Genomic DNA, 26,879 nt, shown 5'->3' with positions numbered 1-26,879 from the left:
TACGCGAGATCCTCGTGGGTATTTTTCAGTTTGCTGCCCCTCAATCCATTCGGTTGCGCTCAATAATAATGACCGGAAAACGCTTTTCTTTGAACAAACCAAGCAACTTGCGCCAGGCAGCCCCGACCATCGCCGCTATCTGGGGAATATAGGGAAAAGAAACAAATACGCCAGGCGGTCCCGCTGACACTTGTCGATTACTCGCAGTCAATTGAAGGAGGATCGTACAAAGCTCATCCCAATCTGTTGCATTCGACGGATTCGTAGGTGCGCCGACGCTATAAACACCCCGCCTCGGTATGCAATCCGCACCGACAAGAGTGTTATCGATCTTGGTCCTGTTAAATAAAGCCTCGATGACTTCACCCAGCGTGGTATTGCAGGGTTTTCCATGAACGGCAGGTGCGCACATCCACCTGGACCGCCAATTGCCGCTGGTGTTCCAGCCTGCACTTTTGCTTCCCGGAGCCGCGGCGTACCAACCATAAGGTGGCGGGCTGGAAAGGTGTTTCAGGGTAAAAGTACCCAACAACGGGCCACGACAGCCATTCGCCAGATGCAAGTTAAACTCCGGCCAGTTGGAGAGTAACGCGAGTTCTTTATTGGTAGACAGATTGGGACGCGATGGCGAGAGTGCTGTTACCGGAACCGATGGAAGAGATGCCTTCGGGGCAGCCTTGGCCTGAATAATCAAGCCTCTGGTGCGAGTTCTGAAGGACTGATGATCGCGCGTGAATACATCCATGACAAAAATCGCCGCGTCGCCCAATTCCACCGGACGGGTAATTTTGTGTTGATAAAAGTCTTCTGTACCTGAAACGGTCATATCCGCATAAGGTCTTTTGTCGATCCAGCCGAGTGTCACCGTTATCGCACCGTTGGTAGGGTCTGCTGCGAGCGCTTGCTGCAGATCAGACACAAATGCCGGAGCGAAAAGTCGCCTCAACTGTTCAAGCTCTCCATAGCCGCGGAACCCCCGATATTGAAGAGAAATTGCCTTATCGATATCCGTACTTAAACTCATGCCAGTCCTTGGTTGCGTCGTGGAAAATATCCCAATGTCGAGGTTCTACAGACCTTATAGAATTGTCGCAACAGTTCCAGGATAAGTAGACTGTCCTCCTGCGTCCTTTTTCAGCGTCCAACCGACGAGCCATAAAGTCTCTCGCTGGCACGCTCCCACCTATTCCCACACAGAGCCTGAAAGCTTGGCTATTGAAGGAAATAAAATGACCGCATCTATCAGGCGGGACGAAAATCTTCGACGCTTCAGAAAATATCTGCGCATTGACGCGGCTCTGTTTATCGCCAGCATGGTGGGAGCATTCACCCTCAGCGGTTTTGCACACCTGGAGAAATTCTATCTGATACTCGATGTACCGATCGAACGGGTGAACATCAGTGCACAGCAGTTTTCGGCCTACGGCGCCGCCGGATTCGGATCCTTCCTGGGTTCACTATTTTTTGCTATGTCTCTGGTTGGAACCGTCACCCTTCTCATGTTGATTTTCGAGAAACCCCGGGGCGACACAGTTGATTCCGCAGCCAGCCCCAAGTGGATTGCCATCGTACGTGAACGTGCTGCAGAAAATCGCGTTGGGTTCATTGCTGTCGGCATGCTCTGCCTGCTCACGTTTGTGCTGTTATCCACTTGGTATTTTTTGATACGCGCCCCTTCAAACACTGGCCGGGCAGCGGCGCTGAAACTTGCGTCCACATGCGATGTGCGTCATGTGGTTTACGCAAACCTCGACAAGTACGAGGGATGCCAGATCGCAGAATCCAACGACATGCTTTACTTCTTGAAGCGACACCACAACGACTCAACGGGCGTCGAGTTCCATACCTTTGAGTTACCGAAAGCAGGCATAAGAAGCATTACAGGGGAAAAGCAGAGGCTCACGTATAAACAGTGAAACGACGAAAGCCGCTTACTTGCCAGGCATAAAAAACCCGGCTGATAAGGCCGGGCTTTTGCCAGTACTACGCTCATACTCTGCATTCAGACTGCACGGCGTTCAAGCAGACGGTCTGCCCCACCTTCGGCAACCAGGTTGCCCTTCAGACGATCCGAACCATCAGCAGCGACCGCGTCGCTGAACAGTGGGTCAGTTTGAGTCGCGGCGGCAACGGCGTCGCTGAACAGTGGGTCAGTTTGGGTCGCGGCGGCAACGGCGTCACTGAACAGTGGATCAGTTTGGGTCGCAGCGGCAACGGCATCACTGAACAGTGGATCAGTTTGAGTCGCGGCGGCAAAGGCGTTCATTGCAAAGACCGAGAAAGCGATGCCGAGGATGGTTTGGCGTTTCATGTTGATGCTCCGTGTGCAGTGGGTGGGTATGGAGCTGATCTTACGCCGCGACAGCGATATGAGAACCTGATTGAGTTAATGGTTGTTATTGACGCAGTCAATGGCACAGCTGAGCATCGTGGCGATGGCGGCTCTACGGCTCGGCGAGACCACCGGCGCTACCTCGGTTCGAAATCAACGCTGGCCGCCGGTGTTGTAATCACACACCAACGTCCTGAATGTCCGTGGGATCGGTACGTACTTCAACAAAGGGTAGATCGCAGGCTCGATGTCTTCACTGGCAGTGATTTTCGGGGCGATGAGTATTTTGCTGCGACTGCTATCGAGGTAAAGCACGTCAAACTCGTCAGGATGGACTGTGCTGCAAGGCGAGTAGCTATTGAAGTCTGCCGCATGAGCAAAACGATAGAGAACTCCGCCGCGACGCTCATCCGATGCCAGCACTTCGGTCACAAATATGGCCGTCAACAGAAACACCAGACAGTTTGATAAGTGGCAGACCATATAGCCGGCAGTCCGCTCACCTTTGCGACGTGCCTCGGAATACCGTACGAACATGGCGAATGAGGCAATGAAAATCAGGTAGAAAAGTAACTTCAGTTTAGCCACGGCATGCATGAACGTCGCTGCGGCCAAGGTCATCGGCAGCAGAGACGGGTCGACGTGAAACATCTGATTTATTTCTGCTTGAGCATCGATCTTGGCGAGAACACTCAGGCCACCCAGAAAAACAGCCCAGATCAGCAAGCTCGACTTCAAATGCATCAGCTTCTGAGCGAGTTTGATTTCGATCAGGCTCATCAGAATGTAGAAACCGAGAAGCATCGACACGGCAAAAGCAAGGACGAATATCGTCGGATAAGGCGTGCTTGAACGGACCGCGAAGCCAGCAATGACGATGAGCAGGAAGGCGATGACTGCCAGCACGCATAGTGCCCTGACCGTCGCAATCGGGTTGAGTGATTTGCTCTGCGTTTCACTATGGGTAACAGCTTGAGTCGGGATGGGAATGTCCTGCATGGGCAGTCGGTCCTTGATTCGGGATTGAGGTTCTCGGCGCAGCATTCTTCTCAACGTATCGGCAATCAGTCCCGATGCTGAAGCGCCTGAAAGTGGCAACCCGGGATGTCGATCAACATTCATCAGGCACAAGCGGTTCCCGATGATTCACGACTATGCTGGGACTACGATGACATTTGCACGGCCAGGCAAACCGAACGGTTTGCAGGCCAGGGCGGTGCGGCGCCCTTCTCACCCCTGCCGACTCAGGAAAACCGCGCTGAAGGACAAGGAGATCCGTCATGCCCGATCATGCTCGCACCACCACCGCAGCCCTCCTCATCAGACACCCGACTGTCGAGATGGTCACTCCAACCTATCAAAGCGACGACGAGACCCTTGACGGCGGTGTTTGCCGCGGCATGGCCAGCCGCTGGATCGGCGCACAATTGCTTGGCGGCAAGAACGTCGCCCAATTCCGCATACTTGCGAACAACACTGACGGTAAAGTGAACATGGAGTTCGTCAGGTATCAGGCCGCATTCAACGCTGTCGGCAAAGAGTTCGATAGCGCGTGTGTCCAATACAAAACCCTCAGGGCCGAGGCCGATCGGCTGAAGGGCGTCTTCAACGGGACGCTCGAGAAGGGCTGGTTCGAATGGATGCCGACCGCGCAAAGCGTTGCAGACGCTGAGGAGGCAGCGTTGAAAGCAGAGAAAACGCTTCTGGCATCAGTCAGCATTCTGTACAGATATATGTCGGGCGGACTTCACGAGGTCAAAAAGGTAACCGATGTTGACTACACCACCTTTGAGCAAGCGCTCCACACGCACCTCACGGGGAATGGTTTCTACTACATCGGTCTCGGCAGCACACACGCAATCGCCTTCTACATCGCACAAGCGGGCGAATGCCTGTTCATCGACGCCAATACTGGCGAATGGAAGTCGCCAGATCTTGCGACCTTGTCGACTTTTTTCAGCGACTATATGTCCAGCCTTTACCTGACCGAGTACGCAGGAAAGCGAGTCGATATTTACCACCTCCCGCACGTGCTCGACGCCACCTAGCGACTTGTTGATTACGCGTGCTATTGCTGATCGATCGGGCCTGCTCACCTTCGATCCAGGGCGGTGACTCGATATGGGCATTAATGGGAGCGTACGGACGTCTTTTTCGAAATCCTGCGAAACAGCTTTTTGCCGAGACTGCCAACGGTCTGGTTGTCCTCCTTCCACAGCGCAACGAGCGTGATGTATTGCGTGTGGTTGACGATGTTAGAAATGAGGTTGCCTGGACCCAGTCCATGCGTCAGGATTCTCCCGACTTTGTCCCGCAGGGCGAGCAAACCAAGTGCCCTTCGAGCGTCGAGACTTAACTGACAAACCGAGTATCACCATGAACCGCCAGAAAAAGCTGCAGCAGTTGTTCAAAGAAAAAGCGAAAAAAGCCAGTGCAAAACTGGCTCCCAAGAAACCCAAATACATCAGCAAGGCTGATCGAGCGAAGCTCGAAGCTGAAGCGGGTTCTGACTCAGTGATGTCTTCTGAGAGCTGATCCTTGTCTGCCGATCAAAGCAAAGTCGTCGACGCCTTCAGTGCGCATTCCTGGCCGCAGTGTTGGGCGAGACCACATTGCCGCTCGACGTGGCGAGCGAATCGGTCAACGACGATCTGCCACTCCTCGCGCCGTTCTTCGTCCGGCTGCGCAGGATCGGCGTCGAACATCTGATGAACCAAGACACCTTTGAGCCTGAAACGACTTTAGGAGCACGCATGCTGGAACATGTTGATATCGAAGATCTGTATAAAATCGAAGGTTCTCTCCATAAGCATCTGCAAATTGAAGGGGCCTTGTCTTCACTCGGCGGTCCAGGCTGGGATGGCTTTGGCTTCAAGAACAGAGTTCTGAAAGAGCTGGGTTATGACGTCGATGCACAAGGCAACACCGACGCAATGAAAATCAGGGCTTACAACACGGCCGCTGACGCCATCAACAAACTCGGCGCAAAAATTACCGCCAAAAAGCTGCTGTCCGAGCTGGGCATTTCCTGACAATACGCTCAACCGCCATTTACTTCGCTCGCCGGGCAGTCAAAACCGCACTGATTGACTGTCCGTTGGCTTAATCTTCAGGCATCGCGTGACGTGCGACCCAGGAATCTTTCTCCTATGAACATGCAAGACTATCTAACCAGTACCGACGATGCTGTTTCGACAATATTCGGGGCTATTCGAGACTCATCCGACAAGCTGATTAAACTCGGTATCTCCATTCATCACTGGGTTCACTTGGAGAACTATCTCCTCGGAAAGGAGCACGGCGGTTATGGGCCGGGAAACTTCGATAAGTGGAAGCAGGATATGGGGGAAGCTCCCACAGTCGAGGCCGTGCGATATTCGAGGGGGAAACTTGAGTCAATGGCAGAGGCCAGGAGCGAATCGATTAACACGCTCTGCGCTTCGATCCTGATGATCGCCCAAGGCGGAATCAAGCGTGTACTCGGAAAACCGGGGCTTTGGAAAGCACACGAAGGCACCCTGTTGTCCTCACAGAACGAATGCCTGCTAAGCGCCATTTGGCATGGCCGTAATCTCGGCGCTCACGTGGAAGGTCTCAAACAGCAGACGCCCTCTTTTGCCTATTTCAAGGATGTCGAGGCTCGCCGAAATATCGATCTGTTGTCGCCCACAATCAAATACCCGTGCAAGTACATTGTGAAAGATCTTCTTGGATGGGTTGAGCGACACAGTTTGCCCATCCCTGACAGCGTACATCCTGAGCCCTACCCGTCTGCCTACTTTCAGGACATGACCCGAATTGGCAAACTGGCAGCACCCAGCCATTGATAATGGCGATAGAGTCTGGCGAAACCGTCTAAAGACAAACTGGCGTTTTTTTGACGCGAGATACGCCGGGGACCGGGCAGGAAAACTCCAACGACCTCAACCTGCCCTGGGCGGCCAATCTCCCGGACTATCGCTGGTACGCTCACCCCTCAGCTGGTGCACCTGCTGGATTCCCCTGCGTGATGGGGCAGCCCGCTCGGCTGAAAACGTCAGCAGACAAAATGCGGCTGGAAATCCCTGCCACGTTTAGAGGTTACACTTCAGTTAATCCACAGGTGCGAGTTTGCAGTCCACGCTATGACCGAGAGAATCGATCATGAATATGACATCCAATGTAAAACCACAAACAGCAACTCTGGCCAGCCGTTTGGCCTATGTGTTTTACAGCCTCAGCTGTTATTTCATTTTCCTGCTGACGATTTTGTACTTGATCGGTTTTGTTGGCGGGTTGGTGGTCCCCAAGAACATCAACTCAGGCGACTATCGCAATCTGCCCCTTTCAATACTGATCGACATCGCCCTCATAACGCTGTTCGGTCTTCAACACAGCGTTATGGCCAGGCGAGGCTTTAAAGCAAGGTTGGCGCAATGGTTGCCTCCCGCCATGGAGCGAGCGACTTACGTGCTGTCGAGCAGCCTGATGCTGTTGCTGCTCTTCTATCTATGGCAACCCATTCCCATGTCGATCTGGAGCATCCGATCGAGCTTTGCAGCCACGCTGGTTTCCGGGCTTTTCTGGGCCGGATGGCTACTCATAGCGTTCGCGACCTTCTTGATCAGCCATTCCGAATTATTTGGCGTAAGCCAGGCAATTCGGGCTTTTCGGCGCACTGAAGTGCAAACCTCACCCTTCATCACGCCATCGCTCTACAAAATGGTCAGGCACCCCATGTATCTGGGTTTCCTCATCGCATTCTGGGCGACACCCAACATGACAGTCGGACATCTGGTCTTCGCGTTGACGTGTACGATTTACATATTGATCGGCACTCATTTTGAAGAGCGCGATTTAGTCAGAACGTTCGGCAACAACTACCTCGACTATCAACAGCGAGTGGGCAAGCTTCTGCCCTTCTGGAAAAATTCAGACGACGTATAACCATCGAGATCCCAAGGGTAGCCAGCCTCAAAGGTGCGCCACGGAGCCGACGTTGCGCGCCATCCACCTGAAACTTTTTCTCGGCCCTCGCCCTGATCACCTAACCTCATAGACTGTGTGATCAATTCGAGCTTTCCCCTCCATGCGCAACACATTGAAGTCGCTGATTCTTGTCGCACTCATGCTGCTTGTTCCCGGCGGTTCGTCAATGTGGGCGGCGGATTTGCCAGCGCCCTCGACGAGCGCCGCCGCGCCGCTTGCGGTCATCAATCAAAGTGACTTGCAGGCCCTGCAACTGCGTCTCGACGGGCTCAAGCAACAGATCTCGTCCGCGAACAATTACAACCAGCTCGAGGGCCCGCAGGATCGCGTGCAGGCGTTCATTCTGGATGTCGACCGGTTGTCGGCGGCGTTGTTGCCGCAGCAGGCGCAGTTGGCCGTGCAGTTGGGAGTGCTGGGGGCCGCGCCGGACGCAGAGGTAGCGGCGGAACAGGCGGATATCGTCGCGCAACGGGCGTCCCTGGCGGAGCAGAAGAACAAAGTCGACGGGACGCTGAAGAGCCTGGCGGCGTTGAAGCAGAGCGCGGCGGATCTGATTACGCAGATCGCCGGCATCCGTCGCACACTGCTGGAAAGTGAGCTGACGCTGGGCACTGACAGCGTGTTGAGTCCAAGTTTCTGGTCGCCACTGGTGAGTCCGACCGAGGATGATCGTCAGCGTCTGCGTTTTTTCGTCGCGCAGGTGCGTGACACATGGGCCAACGTGTGGGCCCCGGGCCAACGCGTCTATACCAGTGTGCTGATGGCGTTGGCGCTGATCATCTGGACGTTCGGGCGCAGGCTGGCTGAACGCGGTCTGACCTGGGTGTGCATTTACCGCATGCCCGAGGGACGTCTGCGCCGCAGTGCACTGGCGTGCGCCTCGGCGCTGGCAACCATCGCCACCACCGGCATTGCCTTGCAGTTGCTGTTCTACGCCTGCACACGCCACCAGCCTTTGCCGCCGGTACTGGAAACTTTCTCCGAAGAGTTCGAGAAGGTCGTGTATGCCTGCGTGCTGCTCACTGGGTTGAGCCGCGCGTTGCTGTCAACCGAGCATCCATCGTGGCGTTTGCCGGCGATTGCCGACCCGGTCGCGCTGGCGCTCAAGCCCTACCCGCGCATTCTGTCCTGCACGTTACTGGTACTGGTGACGCTGGTGCAGGTCAGCAACGCCACCGGTATGAGCAGCCAGATCGTGATCGCCGGGCGCGGGGTCATTTCGATCGTCGTGCTGGCGATCGTGACGGTCCTGCTGTTGCGCGTCGGCAAGGTGCACAAGGCGCTGGTCGCGGCCGATGATGCGGCGGCGAACAGCACGTTTGCCGGGGTGATTTACACCATTGCCGGCATCTCGATGTTTGTCTCGGCGATCGCGCTGCTGGCTGGCTACGTGTCGCTGGCGCGGTTCATCAGTTATGAGCTGGTGTGGGCGTACATTGTCTTGTCGGGGTTCTACCTGCTGATCCAGGTGATCAAGGATGTCTGCGAGCACGTGTTTTCGCCACGGCACGCTAGCGGCAAGGCGCTCAAACAGTTATTGGGTATCGGTGATCGACGACTCGATCAGATTTCGATTCTGCTGTCCGGTTTCAGTCGGGCCGCGCTGTTGCTGCTGGCGGTCATCGCTCTGTTTGTCGGCGGCATCGGCACCACGCTCGGGCAACTGGCGAGCAATATCATGGCAATCCTTGGCGGCGCCGGGTTGCGCAAGCTGAACATCGTTCCCGGCCATCTGCTCAATGCCGTGCTGGCGCTGATGATCGGCATCTGGCTGATCCGCGCCCTGCGCCGCTGGCTCGACAATGAGTTTCTGCCCAAGACCGACATGGACCCGGGCATGTGCGCTTCGCTGAGCACGCTTTTCTCCAACATCGGTTACGCCTTCGTGATCCTGCTGACGCTGTCGTCGCTGGGCGTGCAGTGGACGAATCTGGCGTGGATCGTCAGTGCGTTGTCGGTGGGCATCGGTTTTGGTTTGCAGGAGATCGTGAAGAACTTCGTCTCCGGCCTGATTCTGCTCACCGAGCGTCCGGTGAAAGTTGGCGATTTGATCAGCATCAGTGGCGTCGAAGGCGATATTCGCCGGATCAACGTGCGCGCCACGGAAATCCAGCTCAGCGACCGCTCGATTGTGATCGTGCCCAACTCGCAACTGATCTCGCAGAACCTGCGCAACGTGACACTGGGCGGCAGCGCGCAAGGCGTCGCATCGCTGGAGTTGGTGTTCCCGCTGGACATCGATCCCGAAGCGGTCAAAGACCTGTTGCTCACAACTTATCGGGAGAACGAAACCATCCTCGAAAAACCGGCGCCGTTCGTGCGCTTCAGCAAGCTGTCGCCGGACGGAATCACCTTGACGGTGACCGGGTACGTGGGCAGCCCGAGGATTGTCGGGGTGACCAAGAGCGATCTTTTGTTCGAAGTGCTCAAGCGTCTGGGGGCGGCGGGAATTGCGCTGGCGCAGCCGGCGGCGAGTACGTGAGTAATCAATGAGGCGAACAACCGCCGATTTCCTGCACGACGCGGTCCGCCAAAGCCAGACAGCTCGTCAGCCCCGGAGACTCGATGCCAAACAGATTCACCAGCCCCGGCACGCCATGCGCCGCTGGGCCACTGATGACAAAGTCCGCCGCCGGTTGCTGTTCGCCGCTGATCTTCGGGCGGATACCGCTGTACGCCGGTTGCAGACTGCCATCGGGCAGCCCCGGCCAATAGCGGCGAATCGCCTGATAAAAGCTGTCGGCCCGCTGCGGGTCAACGCGGTAATCAACGTCCGCGACCCATTCCACATCCGGCCCGAAGCGCGCCTGCCCCGCGAGGTCGAGCGTCATGTGGACACCGAGTCCGGCGGCTTCGGGTGCGGGGTAGACCAGATGGCGAAAAGGTATCCGCCCGCTGAAGCTGAAATAGCTGCCTTTGCACAACCGCGGCACGGGGATGAACGATGAGCACAGGCCGGTGATACGACTTGCGACTTGCGGCGCCGACAAACCGGCACAATTGACCAGTTCGCGACAACCCAGGGTCATGGGCTGCGCACCGCCCATCCGCAACTCGATCCCGGCAGGGTGACAGCGGGCGGATTCAAACGGGGTATGAAAGGCAAACGAGGTGCCCATGGACTCGGCATCCGCTTGCAGGGCGAGCATCAAGGCATGGGAGTCGACAATTCCGGTGGAGGGCGACCAGAGTGCCGCGACACAGGACAGTTCCGGCTCCAGCGCCAGCGCCTGGCGCGCGTCGAGCAACTGCAAGCCCTCGACACCGTTGCGCCGCCCCTGCTCCCACAAGCGTTGCAAGGCACCGCGCTGCGCGTCATCGGTCGCAACGATCAGCTTGCCCAGACGTTGGCAAGCCACGGCGTGCGCCTCACAGAAGGCATACAGACGACGGTTGCCTTGCACACACATTTGCGCCTTCAAGCTGTTGCCGGCGTAATAGATACCGGCATGGATGACCTCTGAATTGCGCGAACTGATGCCCGTCCCGATGCCCTCGCCCGCCTCCACCACAATCACTTCACGCCCACTCGAGGCCAGTGCCCGGGCCACCGCCAGCCCGAGCACACCGGCGCCGATCACTACGCATTCGATATCGATATTCACCGCCCCTCCGTGCGTTCGAATTGCTTGATCAGCGTGGTGACCTTCTCCACCTCGCCATCCGACAAATGATGATGACAAGGAAGGGTGAGCATTTGCCGGGACAGACGTTCGGTATTGGCCAGCACGAGGCGCGGCTGACTGCTCAACCAGGCTTTTTGCCAATGGATGGGCAGCGGATAATGAATCGCCGTTTGCACATCGTACTGCGCCAGAAACGCCTGCAAGCGATCACGATTTTGCGACTGCACGACATAGTGATAATAGGAATTTCCCGGCTTGCCGCCACCCAGGTCGGTACCCGTACGAGTGGTGCCGAGGACGTCATCATAGAAAGCGGCGATTTCCACACGTCTTTTCAGCCATTGATCCAGATACTGCGCTTTGACATTGAGCGCCGCGGCCTGCAACGAGTCGAGGCGCGAATTGATCCCGAACCGCACCGATTCGTTACGGGTTTCCAGGCCATGATTGCGTGCAATACGTGCGTATTCGGCAATCTTCGGATTGCGGGTGACCAGCATCCCGCCATCCCCCAGGCCCCCAAGCGTCTTCAACGGATGCATGGAAAAGGCTGAGGCATCGCCTCGAGTGCCGACTTGCTGACCGTCGAGGGTAGTGCCGATCGCCTGTGCGCAATCCTCGATGACGGCCACTGCGCGGGCACGGCACAGGTCGAGGATGGCATCGATATTCAGCGGACGTCCGCGCAGATAGACCGGAATGACCGCTTTGGTCCGCTCATTCAAAAGGGGCGCAATCATATCGACGTTCATCAGCTCATCGTCGCCCACGTCCGCCAGGATCGGCCGGGCACCTGCCGCCACAATGGCACCGACGGTGGCAACAAAGGTATTGGCGCAGGTAATGACTTCGTCGCCAGGCCCGATATCCAGCGCACGCAATGCCAGAAACAACGCATCCGTGCCTGAATTGAGGGCCACCGCATGCGCCCCGCCACAGCGTTCCGACATCCAGGCTTCGAACGCCAGAACCTCTTCACCCAGGATGAATTCGCCTGACTGCAGGAGCGCCTGCCAGCGCTCGAAAATCTCGCTCGAAAGGTCTTGGGCCTGTTCCTGGACGTTATTGCACTTGATCATTTCGCGCACTCCTTGGCATGAACATGAGGGAAGTCAGGACAATCAGCAGGGTCCCGACCGCACTGACAACAGCGGTAAGCGTGAGGGTCTGGGAGTAGCCGACGATTCCGCCGACCACACCGCTGCCCAGATAGATGAAGGGGTGCACGCCGCTGGTCACGAAGGTATCGACCGCCACGACCTTGCCCAGATCCTTCTCCGGGGAATGTGTCTGCATGGCAGTTGCCCAGCCGGTGAGCCAGGAGGCTTCGACGATGCCGACGAACGTCGCCCCCAGAATCGCCATCCACGCCGATGTGCCCAGCCCGAGCAAGGCCATTGCCCCCGCGAGGAACAATCCGCAAGTGACGGCGAGCCCCACCAGTCGCTCATGCCCCGAGGCCAGCACCGTGATGACCGAACCGATGCAAGCGCCGAACCCCGATGCCGCCAGGCAATAACCCCACATGTCTTCACTGAAGCGCTGACTGATCGCATAAGGGGCAACGACCAGAAAGATCGGGAAACACAACACGTTCACCACCAGCGTCGCGGCAAAACCCAACAGCAGCGTGGCGTTGTTGACGACCACGGTGATGCCGTTGAGCGCTTCACGCAGCGAGAACTCTTCTTCCGATTCATGGTGGCCGACATTCGGCAGCTGCGCGGTGTAAATGGCAGCGCAGAAGAAGGTCAGCCCATCGATCAGGATCCCCCACACTGGGTCCCAAAGAATGATGAACACCCCTAGCGTCGCCGGAAACAGAATGGCGACCAGGTTATCGATGAAGTTCATCGCCCCGTTGCCCGCCACCAGGGCCTTTTTCGGCAACAGATTGACCAGCAGCACCTGTGCACAGGGTTTCGATACACCAATACCGATACCGAAGATCAGATACGCCAGCACCAAAAAGCCCCAGTGCGCCCCTGTCACCAGCAGCGCAACGGCGGCCAGTTGCGCAAGGCCTCGCGCCGTATCGGTGTAGATGAGTACCTGCCGGGGCGATTTGCGATCCGCCAGCATCCCTCCTGCCAGCGCACCGATAACGGTTCCGACACCGACGGCAGCCATGATGAAACCAAATACATCACCACCGAAACCGTCGCGAATCAGTGCGATCGGCAGCGCCGCCAGGCAGATGGCATCGCCGGCCATCGACAGGCCCTGGCCAATCAGCAACTTGCGAAACGGCAAGACACCCAAGGCTTCGTTGTAAGGTGACAAGCGTTCTTTGATAGAAATCATGGGTGCCCCTCCTTGAGGCCTATTCGTCCATCCTCGCCGCGCTGGGTCGGCAACTGGCGATCGCCGTGGCGAATCTCCAGCTCGTCGTCACCGAGTACGGAAATCCGCAGTCTTTGCCCGCGGAACTGCAGAGTGAAATGGTAAGCCTGCCAGTGTGCGGGCAACTTCGGTCGGAAGGCCAGTTGGCCCGATTCGATATCCAGCCCCGACAGCCCCTCGACCAATCCTTGCCAGGCGCCGGCATAGGCGGAAAGATGCAGCCCGTTGCTGTAGTCGTCGACCGGCGTGAAGTCGAGGTTATAGCGGCTGGCCCGGGCAATGAAATCGGCACTGGTGTGCGTCTCGCCCAGATGCGCGGCGACGACGGCATGCGGGCCGTAACTCAACGAGGACTCATGCACCGTACGCGGTTCATAGTAATTGAACGCGGCGCGCTTCACGGCCGCTGAAAAATCGTCGGGAAACATCGACATCAACAGCACGATGTCAGCCTGCTTGACCAGTTGCGAATCGAAGTTTTGCAGTTTCTCCGCGCTGTCGCGTTCGACCTCGTCGGCAAACTGCGGCCCACGCTGTTTGACCACACGCAGGCGGGTGTCCGGCAATGCCGCGTAACCTTCGAACTCCTCAGGAATGGCCACCCCGTCCACCGTGATCCACGGCAGGTAGACGTTATCGGCTATCGCTTGCCAGAGTCGGCGTTGCGCGCCAGACACCCCGGGAAAGCCCGGGCGGTCCAGCAATGAAAGCACCCGCCGGATACTCCAGCGCAGCAGGTAATTGGTAAAGAAACTGTTGTTCACGTGGTAGTGATACTCGTCCGGGCCCATGACCGAATTCACCACATAGGCCTGCTTGCTCTCTGACCACTTGAACACCGATGCCGCGAATCGAGCGCTTTCAATCAGGATTTCGAAGCCCCGAGACGCCATGAACGCGTCATCACCGGTTACCGCCCAGTACTTGTTCACGGCATAGCTGACGTCTGCCGAAATGTGCAGCACCTCATCGACACTCCACTCTCGCCTTATGTCCTGTTCAGGATAGGACAACACATAATGCGGGCCATTTTCGCCGCCCTGATCGTTGGACGCCTCCGGGAACCGTGCGCCGCAAAAGCCCGTGGAACGCGCGAACTGCAGCGCTTTTTCAATGAAGGTGTAGCGGTAGTCAATCAATGCCCTGGCAACGTCCGGCGCGTTCCAGATCCAGAACATGCACTTGTGCAGTTCGGTGTCGAAGAACGTCGCACCAGAATGGTAAGTGCTGGTCAGGCCTCGCGCCGGCGATATCGTGCCATTGACGCCATGCGCTGCGCCGAGGCCATGTTGCAGTAATTGGAATACTGCGTACTTCATACCCAGATCAGTGCACGTGTGCGGAGCCTGAATGGTGACTTCATGCTCACGCCAGAGGCTGTTCCATTGGCTCAAATGACAGCCTTGAATCCTTGCGACATCAAAGTCGCCGGCAAACGTGTCAGGGTGGGTCTGAGCGCTATCGACGCCCACCCGCCAATGCGTCACCAACCGGTGCTGGCTGACCGCTGCAAAGTCGAGGGTCACCGAAGCCACACAACCCTCTTGCCCCTGCCGCCAGGAAACGACGGAACTCGCCGTTGAATCCGCCTGTTCGACGCGCACGTCATAACGCAGCCGCTGCTCGGCCGTGTCGACGATCAGGCTGAACGACGCTTGATCGACAACGCTTTGCCCGAAATGGTAATGCCGCGCGGTCAGCCAGTCACAAGCCCCGAGGTATTCGTTCGACGCGCTGCCATCCACTCCGTAATCAAGCCTCAATCGATGGCGTGCGGTGCCCGTGCCGAGGCGTTTCAAACTGATCTGCGTCGACACCGCCGCCTGATCCGGGGCATCAATGAACTGGGTGACCGTCAGCTCATATTGCACACCGGCCAGCTGAAACTGCTCGCAACTGCTGACGGTCGCCTGATCGAGTGCCAACACCACCACGGGCTCGTTGCTTGCCGGCTCAAGCGGCAACCCCGTATCAACATCGTAAAGCCGCAGGATGGCCGGCGCGGGCAAGGCAATGATTTCCCGCGAGACGCCGACACCGGCCGCATACACCCCCGCCAACAGCAACTGCGTGCGCCGGCTGCGTGGCGATGCGTTGGGCATGTGCGCACGCACGCCGAGCAAGGGATTGGCCAGGGTCGCCACGCACGCCGCGAAGGACGACGATCTCGCGTCGATCGCGACAATGTCTTCGCGGTGCTCGCCGTAGGAAATGCTCAGCACGATGCGCCTCCTGACGCCTGGAACGACCAGTCGTTGTGCAGCATGTTGCGTACGTTGTGATAACGGATATCCGCTAACACATCGCCGCTGTCCTTGAAGTTCCCCGACTGCCACTGCTCGCAGATTTCGACGATCGCATCGCGGATCGAAAAGATGAATTCGAAACCCAGCGTCTGTTGCACCCGTCGGGAATCCAGCCGGTAGGATCGAACATCGTCACTGTGGGTCGTGGTGATCGGCACATTGGTGCGGAAGTACCGATCGACAATCTCTTTTACCTGACTGGCAATGTCGGTCACCGTGTGGTTCTCGTAGCCGACATTGATTGCCGTCCCGGACACCTCGCCCAGAGACTCCCGTTCGACCAGCATCGTATACAGCCGGGTCAGATCGCCGATATGCACGTTAGGGCGATACTGACTGCCGCCGAATACGGTGATTTCACCGCGCGCCAGCGCACTGGCGGTCAGGATGTTCACGGTCAGATCCAGACGTTGCCGGGGCGACCAGCCGCACACCGTGGCGGCGCGAACCGCGACAGTCTCGAACGATGAATCGGTCAGCTCGAAGAGTATCTTCTCGCCATCAGCCTTGAACCGGTTGTAGTCGGTGATGGGCACGCAGGGCTGGCGTTCGTCGACAAAAGGTTCTGCATTGACGCCGTAGACACTCGCTGAAGACGCGTAGATAAAACGCCGGCAACCCAGACGCTTGGCGCTGCTCATGAGATGCGGCAGGCAATCGATGTTTATCGATTGGCCCAGTTCCGGGGCCGAATTGAAACTCGGGTCGTTCGCCACTGCAGCAAGATGCACAACGGTGTCGACACCTTGCAGCGACGTTTCCACGAGCGCCGGATCGCGTATGTCGCCCTTGATGAATTCCAGGCCCGGATGGTTCAGCAAACCTTCGAGCCCGTTGCCGAAATACAGCGCATCCAGCACCCGGACGCGGTACCCGGCGGCAAGCAGTTTGGGCACCAGACGCGAGCCAATGTAGCCAGCACCGCCGGTAACAAGAACAGTTGATTCCTTTTTCATGGTTAATTCCTTCCCTGTGGTGAGTGCGCCAGCGTGAATTCATCAAGCGATGACAGTATTGAAGCGCGTGGATGGCTAGCCTTGGGTTCAAGCGGATCACGGCGAATCTGCCAGGCGCGCACGCCCAGGCCGCACGCCAGGTCAGTCGCATAGGGGCTGTCATCGATCAGGTGAACATCCTGCGGAGCGTGGTCGCCGATCAGTTGTTGAACCAGTTTGTCGCGGGTTTGATGTGGTGCTTGCCGGGTAATCGAGACCGGCGCCTGTCCCCATACGTTCGCCCGTTTCAGCGCCGCCTCGAACAATTGCGGAGCATTCAGCGACGCCGTATAGAACATCACCGGCTGCGCGGACGCTTCGATGCGCTGCAGCAATCGCAAAGAATCCTCGAACAGCTCGGTGCCCGGTGAGAGCCGCTGGAATTCCTCCTGTTTGTACGCGGCCAGCTCGTCGGCGCTGAACCTTGCGGACGTTGCACCGCCGGCCTGACGGGTGGTCAGCGCCAGCAGTCGGGAAGCGCCTTCCATGCGTGGCCGCCCGGCGATGTGCTCGATGTATTGCTGCGATGTCAGTTGCTGTCCTGAAAACTCAAGGGCCGCATTGCGCCAGGCTTCGAAATGCGGTGTGTCGAGCATTGTTCCGTCGAGATCAATCAGTAAAAGGTTCGACATGGTTGTTTACCTGTCAGCTGTTCTTGGCCATGACCAGTTGAGCGATCCTGGAAGTCGAGTCGAATATCTTGTCGTCCGTCAGCACCATCCGCCCTCCCACGCTTTCAACCAGCGCCCGCTCCGCCTGCAGTCTGGTGTCCGATCCATCGGTGTAATCCGCGCCCTTGAAATACAAATTGGGGCGCAATGTCTTGATCATGAATTCAGCGGTAGCTGTATGGTTGACGATGACGTAATCGCAATAACGGATGGAAGCGAGAAACTCCGCGCGCTTTCGATCGGGAAATACCGGCCGGTCCGCGCCTTTGTTCACGTATGGGTCTGCGGTGACGGATACGAACAGTCGATCGACCATCGTATTGGCGCGCTGCAGATGATAAATATGCCCAGGGTGAACAATGTCAAAACAACCGTGACAAAGCCCGATCACCAAACCTTTTTCGCGGCAATAAACCGCCTCGTCCTGCAATGCAGTAATGTCATTCAAAACGCCCATGATAAATTCAATCCTTTGATTTGAGAGATTTAGCCATGATGTTCAAGTGTTCAAACTCACCCCAATAATCGGGAAGTTGCCCGACGATCTGAAAGCCATTGCGTAAATGAAAGCGGTAGGCCGCCCGTTCTCTATCGATATTGCCGATATCGAGACACAGCCAGGCCTTCTTATGTTCCAGTGCAAACTTTTCAATCTCGTCATATAACAAGGACGCAACGCCATATCGACGATATTCACTGTCAACAATCAACCAGTCTGCCCATAACACATGCTTTGACGGGATAGGGCCCGGAGCGCACCCCATGGTTCCGATAACCACATCGCCAAGTGCGGCAATAAAACGATCGCCCTCATGGTTCGGGTCAGCGAGTTCCCGGGCAAATTGCTCACCGGCAGATTCAGTCAAGTCCTCGCTGGAACCAATTTGTGCGACCAGTGCCAGCACTGCCGGCATATCGGACTTTATGAATCGGCGAATGCAAATATCCTGATCAAGTTCATTTTCCATGGAATGGAATCCTCTTGAGTGCCGAATCCAGTCGCTCACAGGCATCCGCGATCATTTCCGCTGTGTGCGCCGCGCTAAGTGTTACCGGCTCAGGACAGTAACCAAGGGGCATCAGGAAGCCATACAGGTTGTATTCGCAGGACAACAGATAAAACAACTTCTGGGCAAAATCGATCGGATAAAAACCTTCTATCTCCTTCATTGTCCGAGGACGTTCGGAAGTGCCGATATGGACGCCGACTCGACCGCCATAACCATCGATATGGCAAGGAATCCGGTGTTTATCGAAGACATCCCGAAGTCCCGATTTCAACTGAGACTCCAGCGCGGCGACGTGCCGATGCACCGCACCGTCCTGCAGGTGATCGATAGCGGCAAGTGCGGCGGACACAGAAAGATAGCGCCCGGTGTTGGTGCCGCTGATTTGCACCGGACCGCGGGGCGCGATGACATCCATGTACTCGGCTTTACCGGCAATCCCGGCGATGGGCATGCCGCAACCGAACGCCTTGCCGAAGGCGGCAATGTCAGGAGTGACCGCGAAATCTTTCTGCGCACCGCCGATATTGGCGCGAAACCCGGTCAGCACTTCATCGAAAATCAACAACGCCCCGTGCCGCGTGGTCAGTGCCCGCAACTTTTGCAGAAAGCCCTCGTCCGGTTTGATGCAGCCGAGGTTCAGGGCGACAGGTTCCAGAATCACGCCCGCGACATCGTCCTTGTACTTTTCAAAGGCGTGCTCCACGGCTTGCAGATCGTTCCAAGAAACCGCCACCGTCAAACTTCCGAATTCGTTCGGAATACCCACAGTACCTGACAGACGCTCCAGTTCTCCGCCGGCCAATACCTCACCCGAGCGTGGCGAAGAATCCACGTTCCAGGTCAGCGAATCATTGAGCCCATGAAAATGGCCTTCAAACTTGATGATGATTCGTTTGCCGGTAACGGCACGGGCAATGCGCGTCGCATACATGGTGGCTTCCAGGCCGGAGTTCACCAGTCGCAACTTCTCGGCGCACGGCACCACCGCGCAAAACTTCTCGCTCAACAGGCGATGTTCATCGGTTTCGTATTGTTGGAGAAAACCTCGCTCCAGGGCTTTGCTGATCGAATGTTTGATGACCGGACTATCGTGCCCTAACAGGCATGAACCCCAGCCCATAATATAATCGTCGCACCATTCGCCAGAGGATAATTGAATACGCGCACCCGCAGTATTCTGCACATTGATCGGCCCAACTACCGACAAGTGATTCCATCCTGACAGTACATTTCCAACACGTGTTTCTCTTAAACAATCCATGACCACTGACACTCCTTTCATACCATTGAGTGTGAATAACAACCCTGCACTCACGCAGGACGCAGGCGCTATAAGGCATGCAAAAAACTCACACGAAAAATCGCGCGACATTCGAAATCAGACAAATACTTAGTCAAGTAAAGTTGTGAAGAAAGAACCTAGTCTCGCCCCCTCAGAGCGTCAATTTAAAAACTAAATCGCAAACACAACAAGCTGATTCCCATGAAGAAAAACTTTCCTTAAACACAAACAGCCAAACAACCCGTGCAGCTTATTTCAAAAAATTATAAATTAATTAAACAGCAAACTTATCAGCAGGTTATGCCACCCTTTCCGACCAACGCTTCAATATAAAAAATCTGATACGCAAATTCCTCGAGCATCTGAGATGATCAATTAATTGTCCGACTATTCAAGAAGCAAAGATCATCACTTAACAATTGGCGCACGGCAGCAGATACCCGAAACTGACGCGAACCGCTTTAAAACCCTTGGACATGAAACGATTAAATACGCCGCAACCTCTTATTCCAGAAATAGAGGCCAGGTAAGTTTTTTAATCTTTTATCGCTATTTAGCTCGCATTCTATAATTGCCCCGCCTGCACTCATATAAGAAGGAAAGCTCCATGCCAAAACGCTTGTTACTGGTTGCACTGTTCGTTGCGGTCGCCGGTTGCGCCAGCCCTCCTCCCGCCTCTGTTCACACCCACGATCCATCCAGTTCCACTCTGCAGGGCGACGCCTCGCGTCCGGCGCAGGCGCAGTGGATTCGCACCGAGCTGTATTTCTCGGTGGGTTCGATCGATGGCAAGGACGGTGCAGTCAGCCCGGCGCGCTGGCGTGAGTTTCTCGATCAGGAGGTCACGTCGCGCTTTCCGGATGGGTTCAGTGTGTTTGATGCCTATGGGCAGTGGCGGGATAAGGGAGCGAAGGAACCTGAGCGGTTGAGTACCAAGGTGATTGTGATCTTGCATGAGAACAGTGCGAAGAATGTGAGCAATATTGAAGCGATTCGGCTGGCTTACAAGCGTATTACCGGGGACTTGTCGGTGCTGCGGTTGTCGCAGCCGGCGCAGGTGTCCTTCTAGAATCAGAAGCCCCTCACCCTAGCCCTCTCCCAAAGGGAGAGGGAACCGATTCGGGGAAATTGAAGAAGTCCGCCGACCTGATACTGGCTCACTGAATCCATAATCGACCTCGACTTGTATTTGCTTCAAGCCATAATCGATTCGGTCTTTCAGGTCGATGTATCACCCAAGACACCTCGGTCGGCTCCCTCTCCCTCCGGGAGAGGGCTGGGGTGAGGGCTTGGCGTCAGTCGGCTCAATACTGCCAGTATCACCGCACCCACCAACAACACCCCAATCCCGAAAAACGCCCCAAACCCCACCACAGTCACACTGGAATACAGCATGTACAGGCACAACCCGAAAAACAGCAGCGGCAACAGCGGATACAACGGCACCTTCACCGGCCTCGGCACCTCGGGAAAACGCCGTCGCAGAATGATCAGCGCCACGCTGCTCAAACTTAGAAACAGCCAATAAACCGGGGTCAGGTACTCAACCATGGTGTTGAAACCGCTCTGGGTGAAACTACCAAACAGCACCAGCAACAACGCCACCGCACCTTCTGCCAGCAACGCTTTGCGCGGCACACCATGCCGGTCATCCCAGGCGCCGAAACTGCGCAGTTGCGGCACATCACGCGCGGCAGCGTAGGTGGTGCGCGCGCCGACAAGCAGGGTCGAGTTGATGGTCGCAATTGCGGCGATGCCGACCATCAGTAAAATCAGCATGACACCCGGGGCACCGAAAGCCCGGTTCAACAACTCAACCGCCGGTGCATTGCTGACGGCCAGTCCAGCGAATCCCAAGCCCTGAACGAACGCCCAATTGAGCGCCAGATAGATCGCCATCAACAAACTCAGCGCACCGAGCATGGCAATGAAAATCCCCCACCGGTCATCACGCACTTCGGCCGACAACGTCGCCGCATCGCTCCAGCCTCCGAACGCCAGAAACACAAAAATCATCGCCGCCGAAAACCCGGCCATACCGGTGTTTTCCGCGACGGGCGCAAGACTCGGCGCAGGCGCTTCGATGCCTTGCCAGGCCAAAAAAACGCCGGCACTGGCAATGCTCAAAAAACCTAGCGCCAACAGCCCCACCAACAAGGTCTGGGTGAGAAAGCCAATGTGCTTGCCAGTGAGATTGAGCAGCACCAGCGCCGCAATCACCACCCCGGCAAACAACCCCGAACCGTACGGCCCCAGCGGCACCACCGCATCGACGTAATCGGCAAACATGAACGCCGACAAGGCAATCCACCCGGTGTGCATTACCGAAAACCGCGACCAGGCGAACAAGAATCCGGTGCGCTCGCCGTACGCCGTGCGCAGAAAGTGATAGTCGCCGCCCGGGTGCGGAAACGCCGTGGCCATCTCGGCAAAACACAGCGCACCGATCATCGACGCGACACCGCCAAGCACCCAAACCCAATAGAAATGCGCCGGTCCGACGTTGAGCGCCACGGTCGGCGCGGTTTTCAGGATGTCGGTGGTGATCACCATGCCCAGCGTGATCAGCGACGCCTGAAAAACCGGCAGATGCCGCCCCGGCCCCGCGTCAGAAACCATAGGTGGCGCGGGCGTAGTAGTAAGCGCCGTTGGTGCCGATTGGCGAGAGCACGTCGTACGGCAGGTTGCCGCCGTAGTTGATCGCCGAACCGGAGCGTTCCGGGTAGTTGTCGGTGAGGTTGTTGCCGCCCACCGCGATGTTGAATTTCGGCGTGAATTTGTAGGCTACTTCGGCGTCCAGCTGCCACACCGCGCCGTAGGTTTGCTCCGGTTGCGAATCGCCGAAATCGAACACACGGGTGGTCTCGCCCTGGCGCGTCAATCTTCCAAGCAGGCCCCAGTGTTCGCTGGCCCAGTTAGCGGAAAAGATGAAGCGATCCTTCGGCGCAGCGTCGGTCAGGGTATTGGTTTCTTCGACGCCAACGAGCGCGTCATTGCCGATGCCCAACGCCGTGAGTTGCGACGGCGTGCCTTTGGTGCTGGTGACTTTGGTGTGGTTGTAGGTGTACGCGGTGGTCAGGCCCAGCTGCCCTTCGTAAAACGGCTGATGGTAGTTGAGCACCAGTTCGGCACCGTCGGTGCTGGTGTCCGCCGCGTTGGTGAAGAAGTTGACGTCGTGCACGCCAGCAACGCCGAAGTTGTCGTTGATGTAGTTTTCCAGAGCATCGCTGCCAATGCGTTGCGACAAAGTGATGCGATCTTTGACGTCGATGCGGAACACGTCCAGCGAGGCGTCGAAGCGTTCGTTCAACTGAAAGGTCAGGCCGAGACTGAAGTTCTTCGAGGTTTCCGGATCGAGCTTCTCGGCGCCGAGTGCACGGGCGATCGGATCGTTGACCGAGAGCACACGGATGTCGGTCAGGGTGCCGCCATCGCCGAAGTTGCTGGTGGTGTTCTGGAAGCCGCTTTGGGCCAGCGACGGCGCGCGGAAGTTGTTCGATACCGCGCCACGCAAGGCCCATTGTTCGGTGAGTTTGTAGCGACCGCTGAGTTTACCGGTGAGTTTGCTGCCGGCATCGTCGTAATGCTCCCAGCGAGTGGCGGCGTCGACGAAGAAGCGGTCGGTTAGATCGCCGGACAACTCGGCATAGGAGCCGAACACGTTGCGATCCAGATCCGACTCTTCGCTCGGGCGCAGGCCATTGGCGCCGTCCGCCCCGGAGCCGATATACGAGGCCTCGTCACCGGCATAGGTCAGGTAGTTTTCGTAGCGGTATTCGCCGCCCACCGCCAGTACGAACGAGCGTTCGCCGAGACGCAGTTCACGGCTGAAGTCGAGGTTGCTGGTGGTCTGACGCAGCTCGTAATCGCCGGTGTCGAACTTCGTCGGTGAGTCTTCGCCGAGGCTGACGTTAAGCGTGCGCCGGGTCGAGCCATCGAAGCGGTTGCGACCGTGAGTGACGCTGCTGTCGAAGTCCCAATCGTCACCGATCAGGCCTTTGAAACCGGCGGTGGCTGAGACGTCTTTGTTGTCGCCGAGCGATTGCGGCAAGTAGCCGTTGGGGTAGAACTGCGGCTGTTCGTACGGATAGCGATAGAACTCGGCGCCGGTGGTGTGGCGCTGGTTGTAAGTACCGAAACTGTAAGCCTTGCCGCCGGCCAGCGGCAGTTCGCTGTTGAACCAGAGGTTGACGTCCCGCGCGACGCCGTCGCCCATCACATAGTTGCGCTGGCCAGGGCTGTCGGCAAAACCGTCGAAACCGGCGCGGTTGGTCGGGTTGCGATCATTGTATTCGGTGCCGCCACGGATAAACCCGCCCTCTTCGCCCAGGCGCGTGCCGATCTTCGCGGTGGTCACGCTGTTCTGGCCGTCGGTAGTGGTCTTGTCGATGGCGTCCTGACGGGTGTGATAGGCGCCATAACTGGTCGACACTTCGCCGCCCTCGGGCGCGTCGTCGAGGATGATGTTGATCACCCCGGCAATCGCATCGGAGCCGTACTGCGCACCGGCGCCGTCACGCAGCACTTCAATGCGTTTGATCGCGCTGAGCGGGATCGAGTTGAAATCCACCGGTGCGGTACCGCGCCCGATCTTCGACGAGTCGTTGACCACCGCTGACGTATGGCGACGCTTGCCGTTGACCAGCACCAGCACCTGATCCGGACTCATGCCGCGCAGTTGCGCCGCGCGCACGTGGTCGGCGCCGCCGGAGTTGGATTGGCGCGGCAGACTGAAGGATGGCAACAGCGTCTGCAACGCCGCGCCCAATTCACCGTCAGCAGCGCCGGCGGATTTCAGGTCTTCGGCAGTGAGCACGTCGACCGGTACCGGAGAATCGAGCACGGTGCGTGACGTACCCCGGGTGCCGGTGACCAACACGGTGCCGAGTCGGGATTCGCTGTCAGCGCTTGCCGCAGTTTCTTCGGCATTGGCCGGAAGTTGCCAGATGGCGCACGCGACGGCAGCCGCCAATAATGAACGGGAACGGTAATGCATATAACAGCTCCTTGAATCGCAGTTAATACCCGGCCGCTGCCGACAAGAGAAGTTCGGCAAGCAATGCGCGGCAATGTCTGCTGTAGTTTTGGATTTCTGGAAGGCAGTGAAGGCTTTTCAAGTTTTGATAATGGCTGTTGCGTAGTTTCCCCAGTGTGATTCGTTCCCCCTTGAAACTCGATGCTAGACGAGCGGCTGCGGGCCGTAAAAGAACCAATAACGCTTAGGTTAGATCGCTCTAAAAAGTTGTTCTTAGTTCAACAGAAGTGTTGCTGAGCCAACACCTGAACCAACTAACCTACAACTAATCAAGGTGCGGAATACATCACCCTGTGGGAGCGAGCCTGCTCGCGAAAGCGGTGGATCAGTCACCAAAAAGGCAACTGGCCCGGCCCCTTCGCGAGCAGGCTCGCTCCCACAGGTTGATCGTATTCCAATGTTTCAACAGGCTGCGTCCTGGAGACTTAATCGAAGGCTTTCTCCAGCCAGGCATCCTCGGCAATATCCAGTTCATCCCCACTGAATCGCTGCTCGGCAAACGGATCAGCGTGCAGGTGAAAGCCGTTCTGCTCCCAGAACCCCGGTTGTTCCTGCTCGACGAATTCAAGCCCGCGCAGCCACTTCGCGCTCTTCCAGAAATACCGCCCCGCCACCACCAGCCGTAGCGGCCAGCCATGTTGCGCGGTCAACGGCTGGCCGGCGTAATGGGTGGCCAACAGACTGTCGGGGTGCAACAGATCATCGAGTCGCAAGTTGGTCTGATAATCGTGGTCGGAGTGAGCCATGACGAAGTCCGACGTCGGTTGGATATCGAACGCCTGCAACAGATCCTGCAAATGCACCCCACTCCACTCAGTGTCGAACTTCGACCAGCGCGTCACGCAATGGATGTCACAACGCAGTTGCCGTTGCGGCAGTGCCAGCAGATCGGCGTAACGCAATTCGATCGGCCGTGCGAGTTTGCCGAACAGGCGCAGCGACCAGTTGGCGAGATCGTATTTCGGTACTTCGCCTTCGTGCAGGATCGGAAATCGCTCCGTCAGTACCTGGCCTGGGGGTAGTCGTTCACCGAACGCCGGATCGGCTTTCGGCGAACGGCTTTTGCGTAAGCGCTCAGCTTTGTCGTGCATGTAAGCTCCAGAACTCCCTCTGTTTGCGCAACTACGCGTTACCCCTGTGGGAGCGAGCCTGCTCGCGAAGGCGCTGGGTCAGTCAACAGAGATATCAACTGATCGGACCTCTTCGCGAGCAGGCTCGCTCCCACATGGGCGATGTCGTGGCAAATGTTCTAGTTGGCCACCGGAATCCAAGGGGCCCATGCGACATTCGCGGTATCACCGAAGCTGGGGAGCTTCTGCGCCAGATCTCGAACATTCTTCACATCCAGATCCAGCAACTGCTGACGGGTAATCAGCGTCGGCGGTACCAGCACCTGATGCCCCGGATTTTCCCCGGCAATCAACATCGCCAGACTGCGCACACTGATCGCCCCGGCCACTTGCGGATTGACCGCCGCCGTCGCCGCCCAGGCGCTGTCCGGCTCTTTCATGATCTGAATATCGGCGGTGGAAATATCGGCGCTGTAGATCTTCACCTTGCTCGTCAACCCTGCCTCATCGACGGCGATTTTCGCGCCTTTGGCAAACTCATCGAACGGCGCAAAAATCACGCTGATGCCTGGATTGGCTCGAAGCACGGCGCTGGCCTGATCTGCGACCGAGTTGGCAATCGGCGGATTCAGCGAGCCAAAGCGCGCCTTCTCGACGATCCCCGGATTGGCTTTCTTGACCTGACTCCAGATCTCGTCGCGGCGCTCCATCGGCGTAAAACCACTGATATACACGTAGCCGGCATCGAACTTGGTGCCGTTGTCCTTAACGGCCTGATCCAGCGCCAGACGCGCCAGCGCGTGGTGATCCTGCTCGACCTGGGTCACTTGCGGGGTGTTCAGATCGACATCGAAAGCGACGACCTTGATGCCTTTGGCGATGGCCCGATCGATCGGCGCTTTCAGTGTTTCGGCCAGGCCGAGCTGAACGATGATGCCGTCGACGCCGAGATCGATCGCCTGATCGATCATCTCGCCCTGACTCGCCGCTTGCTGCCGGGCATCGAATACCCGCAGGTTGGCACCGAGCGCTTCGGTCTGTTTTTCCACGCCACGCAAGTACGCCTCGGGGAAGTCCCCAGAGAACAAGTACCCCACCAGCGCGATCTGCACCTGACCTTCATCGAACGGTGCGGGCGCGCCGGGCAAGGCTTTGGCCTGCGCGCTCAGCGCCACTGCAGAAAGCAACGCGCCGGCGAGGCAATGACGGGCGAATTGTGTGATTGAACCGTGCATACAACT

24 protein-coding genes and 1 pseudogene are annotated in these 26,879 nt (G+C 57.3%); 8 read left to right on the top strand and 17 right to left on the bottom strand.

Annotation, left to right across the window (positions count from 1 at the left end):
- Window positions 1–40 precede the first annotated feature (40 nt).
- Window positions 41–1,024 carry a hypothetical protein gene (locus tag ACOYXJ_RS22315; protein WP_460371459.1) on the bottom strand — a complete coding sequence of 328 codons (984 nt, stop codon included), beginning with the start codon at window positions 1,022–1,024 and terminating at the stop codon, window positions 41–43.
- A 205-nt stretch (window positions 1,025–1,229) separates the two neighbouring features.
- On the opposite strand from ACOYXJ_RS22315, the gene ACOYXJ_RS22310 reads away from it, so the two are divergent.
- On the top strand, window positions 1,230–1,916 hold the full coding sequence (locus ACOYXJ_RS22310; RefSeq protein ID WP_460371457.1) for a hypothetical protein: 687 nt from the start codon (window positions 1,230–1,232) through the stop codon (window positions 1,914–1,916).
- Between the two features lie 86 nt (window positions 1,917–2,002).
- Here the strand turns inward: ACOYXJ_RS22310 and ACOYXJ_RS22305 are convergent, their stop codons facing one another.
- Together ACOYXJ_RS22305 and ACOYXJ_RS22300 are read right to left on the bottom strand one after the other, a co-directional pair.
- On the bottom strand, window positions 2,003–2,311 hold the full coding sequence (locus ACOYXJ_RS22305) for a hypothetical protein (protein ID WP_095118518.1): 309 nt from the start codon (window positions 2,309–2,311) through the stop codon (window positions 2,003–2,005).
- A gap of 174 nt (window positions 2,312–2,485) precedes the next feature.
- A complete protein-coding gene (locus ACOYXJ_RS22300) occupies window positions 2,486–3,331 on the bottom strand; it encodes a hypothetical protein (protein WP_460371455.1) in 846 nt (281 codons plus the stop codon).
- A 281-nt stretch (window positions 3,332–3,612) separates the two neighbouring features.
- On the opposite strand from ACOYXJ_RS22300, the gene ACOYXJ_RS22295 reads away from it, so the two are divergent.
- Entirely contained in the window at window positions 3,613–4,380 is a 768-nt protein-coding gene (locus ACOYXJ_RS22295) for a YopT-type cysteine protease domain-containing protein (RefSeq protein WP_460371454.1), read from the top strand.
- 92 nt (window positions 4,381–4,472) lie between these two features.
- On the opposite strand, the pseudogene ACOYXJ_RS22290 reads toward ACOYXJ_RS22295, so the two are convergent.
- Window positions 4,473–4,583 (bottom strand): annotated as a pseudogene (locus ACOYXJ_RS22290) (MarR family transcriptional regulator); the annotation flags it as partial.
- A gap of 125 nt (window positions 4,584–4,708) precedes the next feature.
- On the opposite strand from ACOYXJ_RS22290, the gene ACOYXJ_RS22285 reads away from it, so the two are divergent.
- The 5 genes from ACOYXJ_RS22285 (at window position 4,709) to ACOYXJ_RS22265 (ending at window position 9,782) form a co-directional block, all read left to right on the top strand.
- Window positions 4,709–4,867 carry a DUF2986 domain-containing protein gene (locus ACOYXJ_RS22285; protein ID WP_095118515.1) on the top strand — a complete coding sequence of 53 codons (159 nt, stop codon included), beginning with the start codon at window positions 4,709–4,711 and terminating at the stop codon, window positions 4,865–4,867.
- A 77-nt stretch (window positions 4,868–4,944) separates the two neighbouring features.
- Window positions 4,945–5,364: a helix-hairpin-helix domain-containing protein gene (locus tag ACOYXJ_RS22280; protein WP_102899081.1), complete on the top strand. Its 420-nt coding sequence runs from the start codon at window positions 4,945–4,947 to the stop codon at window positions 5,362–5,364.
- Between the two features lie 117 nt (window positions 5,365–5,481).
- A complete protein-coding gene (locus tag ACOYXJ_RS22275) occupies window positions 5,482–6,159 on the top strand; it encodes a hypothetical protein (protein WP_460371452.1) in 678 nt (225 codons plus the stop codon).
- 316 nt (window positions 6,160–6,475) lie between these two features.
- Entirely contained in the window at window positions 6,476–7,258 is a 783-nt protein-coding gene (mddA, locus tag ACOYXJ_RS22270) for a methanethiol S-methyltransferase (RefSeq protein WP_460371450.1), read from the top strand.
- Window positions 7,259–7,400: 142 nt separating this feature from the next.
- A complete protein-coding gene (locus ACOYXJ_RS22265) occupies window positions 7,401–9,782 on the top strand; it encodes a DUF3772 domain-containing protein (protein ID WP_460371448.1) in 2,382 nt (793 codons plus the stop codon).
- A gap of 4 nt (window positions 9,783–9,786) precedes the next feature.
- Here the strand turns inward: ACOYXJ_RS22265 and ACOYXJ_RS22260 are convergent, their stop codons facing one another.
- The 9 genes from ACOYXJ_RS22260 to ACOYXJ_RS22220 are packed head-to-tail and all read right to left on the bottom strand — an operon-like array spanning window position 9,787 to window position 19,458.
- A complete protein-coding gene (locus ACOYXJ_RS22260) occupies window positions 9,787–10,905 on the bottom strand; it encodes an NAD(P)/FAD-dependent oxidoreductase (protein WP_110719835.1) in 1,119 nt (372 codons plus the stop codon).
- Entirely contained in the window at window positions 10,902–12,005 is a 1,104-nt protein-coding gene (locus ACOYXJ_RS22255) for a DegT/DnrJ/EryC1/StrS family aminotransferase (RefSeq protein ID WP_460371446.1), read from the bottom strand. Before ACOYXJ_RS22255 ends, ACOYXJ_RS22260 begins: the two co-directional genes overlap by 4 nt.
- Window positions 11,989–13,230, bottom strand: coding sequence for an MFS transporter (locus ACOYXJ_RS22250; protein ID WP_095118508.1), 1,242 nt, complete (start codon window positions 13,228–13,230; stop codon window positions 11,989–11,991). The genes ACOYXJ_RS22255 and ACOYXJ_RS22250 overlap by 17 nt, the downstream gene beginning before the upstream one ends.
- On the bottom strand, window positions 13,227–15,491 hold the full coding sequence (locus tag ACOYXJ_RS22245; RefSeq protein ID WP_460371444.1) for a glycosyl hydrolase family 65 protein: 2,265 nt from the start codon (window positions 15,489–15,491) through the stop codon (window positions 13,227–13,229). The genes ACOYXJ_RS22250 and ACOYXJ_RS22245 overlap by 4 nt, the downstream gene beginning before the upstream one ends.
- Window positions 15,485–16,531, bottom strand: coding sequence for an NAD-dependent epimerase/dehydratase family protein (locus tag ACOYXJ_RS22240; protein ID WP_095118507.1), 1,047 nt, complete (start codon window positions 16,529–16,531; stop codon window positions 15,485–15,487). Before ACOYXJ_RS22240 ends, ACOYXJ_RS22245 begins: the two co-directional genes overlap by 7 nt.
- 2 nt (window positions 16,532–16,533) lie before the next feature.
- Window positions 16,534–17,202, bottom strand: coding sequence for an HAD family hydrolase (locus ACOYXJ_RS22235; RefSeq protein WP_150795380.1), 669 nt, complete (start codon window positions 17,200–17,202; stop codon window positions 16,534–16,536).
- Window positions 17,203–17,215: 13 nt separating this feature from the next.
- Window positions 17,216–17,698, bottom strand: a complete 483-nt coding sequence (locus ACOYXJ_RS22230; RefSeq protein WP_052229445.1) for an adenylyltransferase/cytidyltransferase family protein — start codon at window positions 17,696–17,698, stop codon at window positions 17,216–17,218.
- Window positions 17,699–17,705: 7 nt separating this feature from the next.
- Window positions 17,706–18,209: a GNAT family N-acetyltransferase gene (locus ACOYXJ_RS22225; RefSeq protein ID WP_180988074.1), complete on the bottom strand. Its 504-nt coding sequence runs from the start codon at window positions 18,207–18,209 to the stop codon at window positions 17,706–17,708.
- The gene (locus ACOYXJ_RS22220; RefSeq protein WP_460371440.1) at window positions 18,199–19,458 is read right to left on the bottom strand and encodes an aspartate aminotransferase family protein; all 1,260 of its coding nucleotides are present in this window, start codon (window positions 19,456–19,458) and stop codon (window positions 18,199–18,201) included. The genes ACOYXJ_RS22225 and ACOYXJ_RS22220 overlap by 11 nt, the downstream gene beginning before the upstream one ends.
- A 682-nt stretch (window positions 19,459–20,140) precedes the next feature.
- On the opposite strand from ACOYXJ_RS22220, the gene ACOYXJ_RS22215 reads away from it, so the two are divergent.
- A complete protein-coding gene (locus ACOYXJ_RS22215; protein ID WP_150707876.1) occupies window positions 20,141–20,602 on the top strand; it encodes a DUF3574 domain-containing protein in 462 nt (153 codons plus the stop codon).
- 149 nt (window positions 20,603–20,751) lie between these two features.
- Here ACOYXJ_RS22215 and ACOYXJ_RS22210 read toward each other — a convergent pair whose 3' ends face one another.
- The 4 genes from ACOYXJ_RS22210 to ACOYXJ_RS22195 form a co-directional block, all read right to left on the bottom strand.
- A complete protein-coding gene (locus ACOYXJ_RS22210; protein WP_460371438.1) occupies window positions 20,752–22,152 on the bottom strand; it encodes an APC family permease in 1,401 nt (466 codons plus the stop codon).
- Window positions 22,142–24,529 (bottom strand): TonB-dependent receptor plug domain-containing protein, encoded by a 2,388-nt coding sequence (locus ACOYXJ_RS22205; RefSeq protein WP_460371436.1) that lies wholly within the window; start codon window positions 24,527–24,529, stop codon window positions 22,142–22,144. Before ACOYXJ_RS22205 ends, ACOYXJ_RS22210 begins: the two co-directional genes overlap by 11 nt.
- A 464-nt stretch (window positions 24,530–24,993) precedes the next feature.
- Window positions 24,994–25,659 (bottom strand): sulfite oxidase-like oxidoreductase, encoded by a 666-nt coding sequence (locus ACOYXJ_RS22200; RefSeq protein WP_460371434.1) that lies wholly within the window; start codon window positions 25,657–25,659, stop codon window positions 24,994–24,996.
- Window positions 25,660–25,817: 158 nt separating this feature from the next.
- Window positions 25,818–26,873 (bottom strand): substrate-binding domain-containing protein, encoded by a 1,056-nt coding sequence (locus ACOYXJ_RS22195; RefSeq protein WP_460371432.1) that lies wholly within the window; start codon window positions 26,871–26,873, stop codon window positions 25,818–25,820.
- Window positions 26,874–26,879 lie beyond the last annotated feature (6 nt).

Source organism: Pseudomonas sp. Tul2A7 (assembly GCF_054790505.1).
The sequence above is the reverse complement of the archived record's forward strand: the minus strand, read 5'-3'. Positions and strand labels throughout refer to the sequence as shown.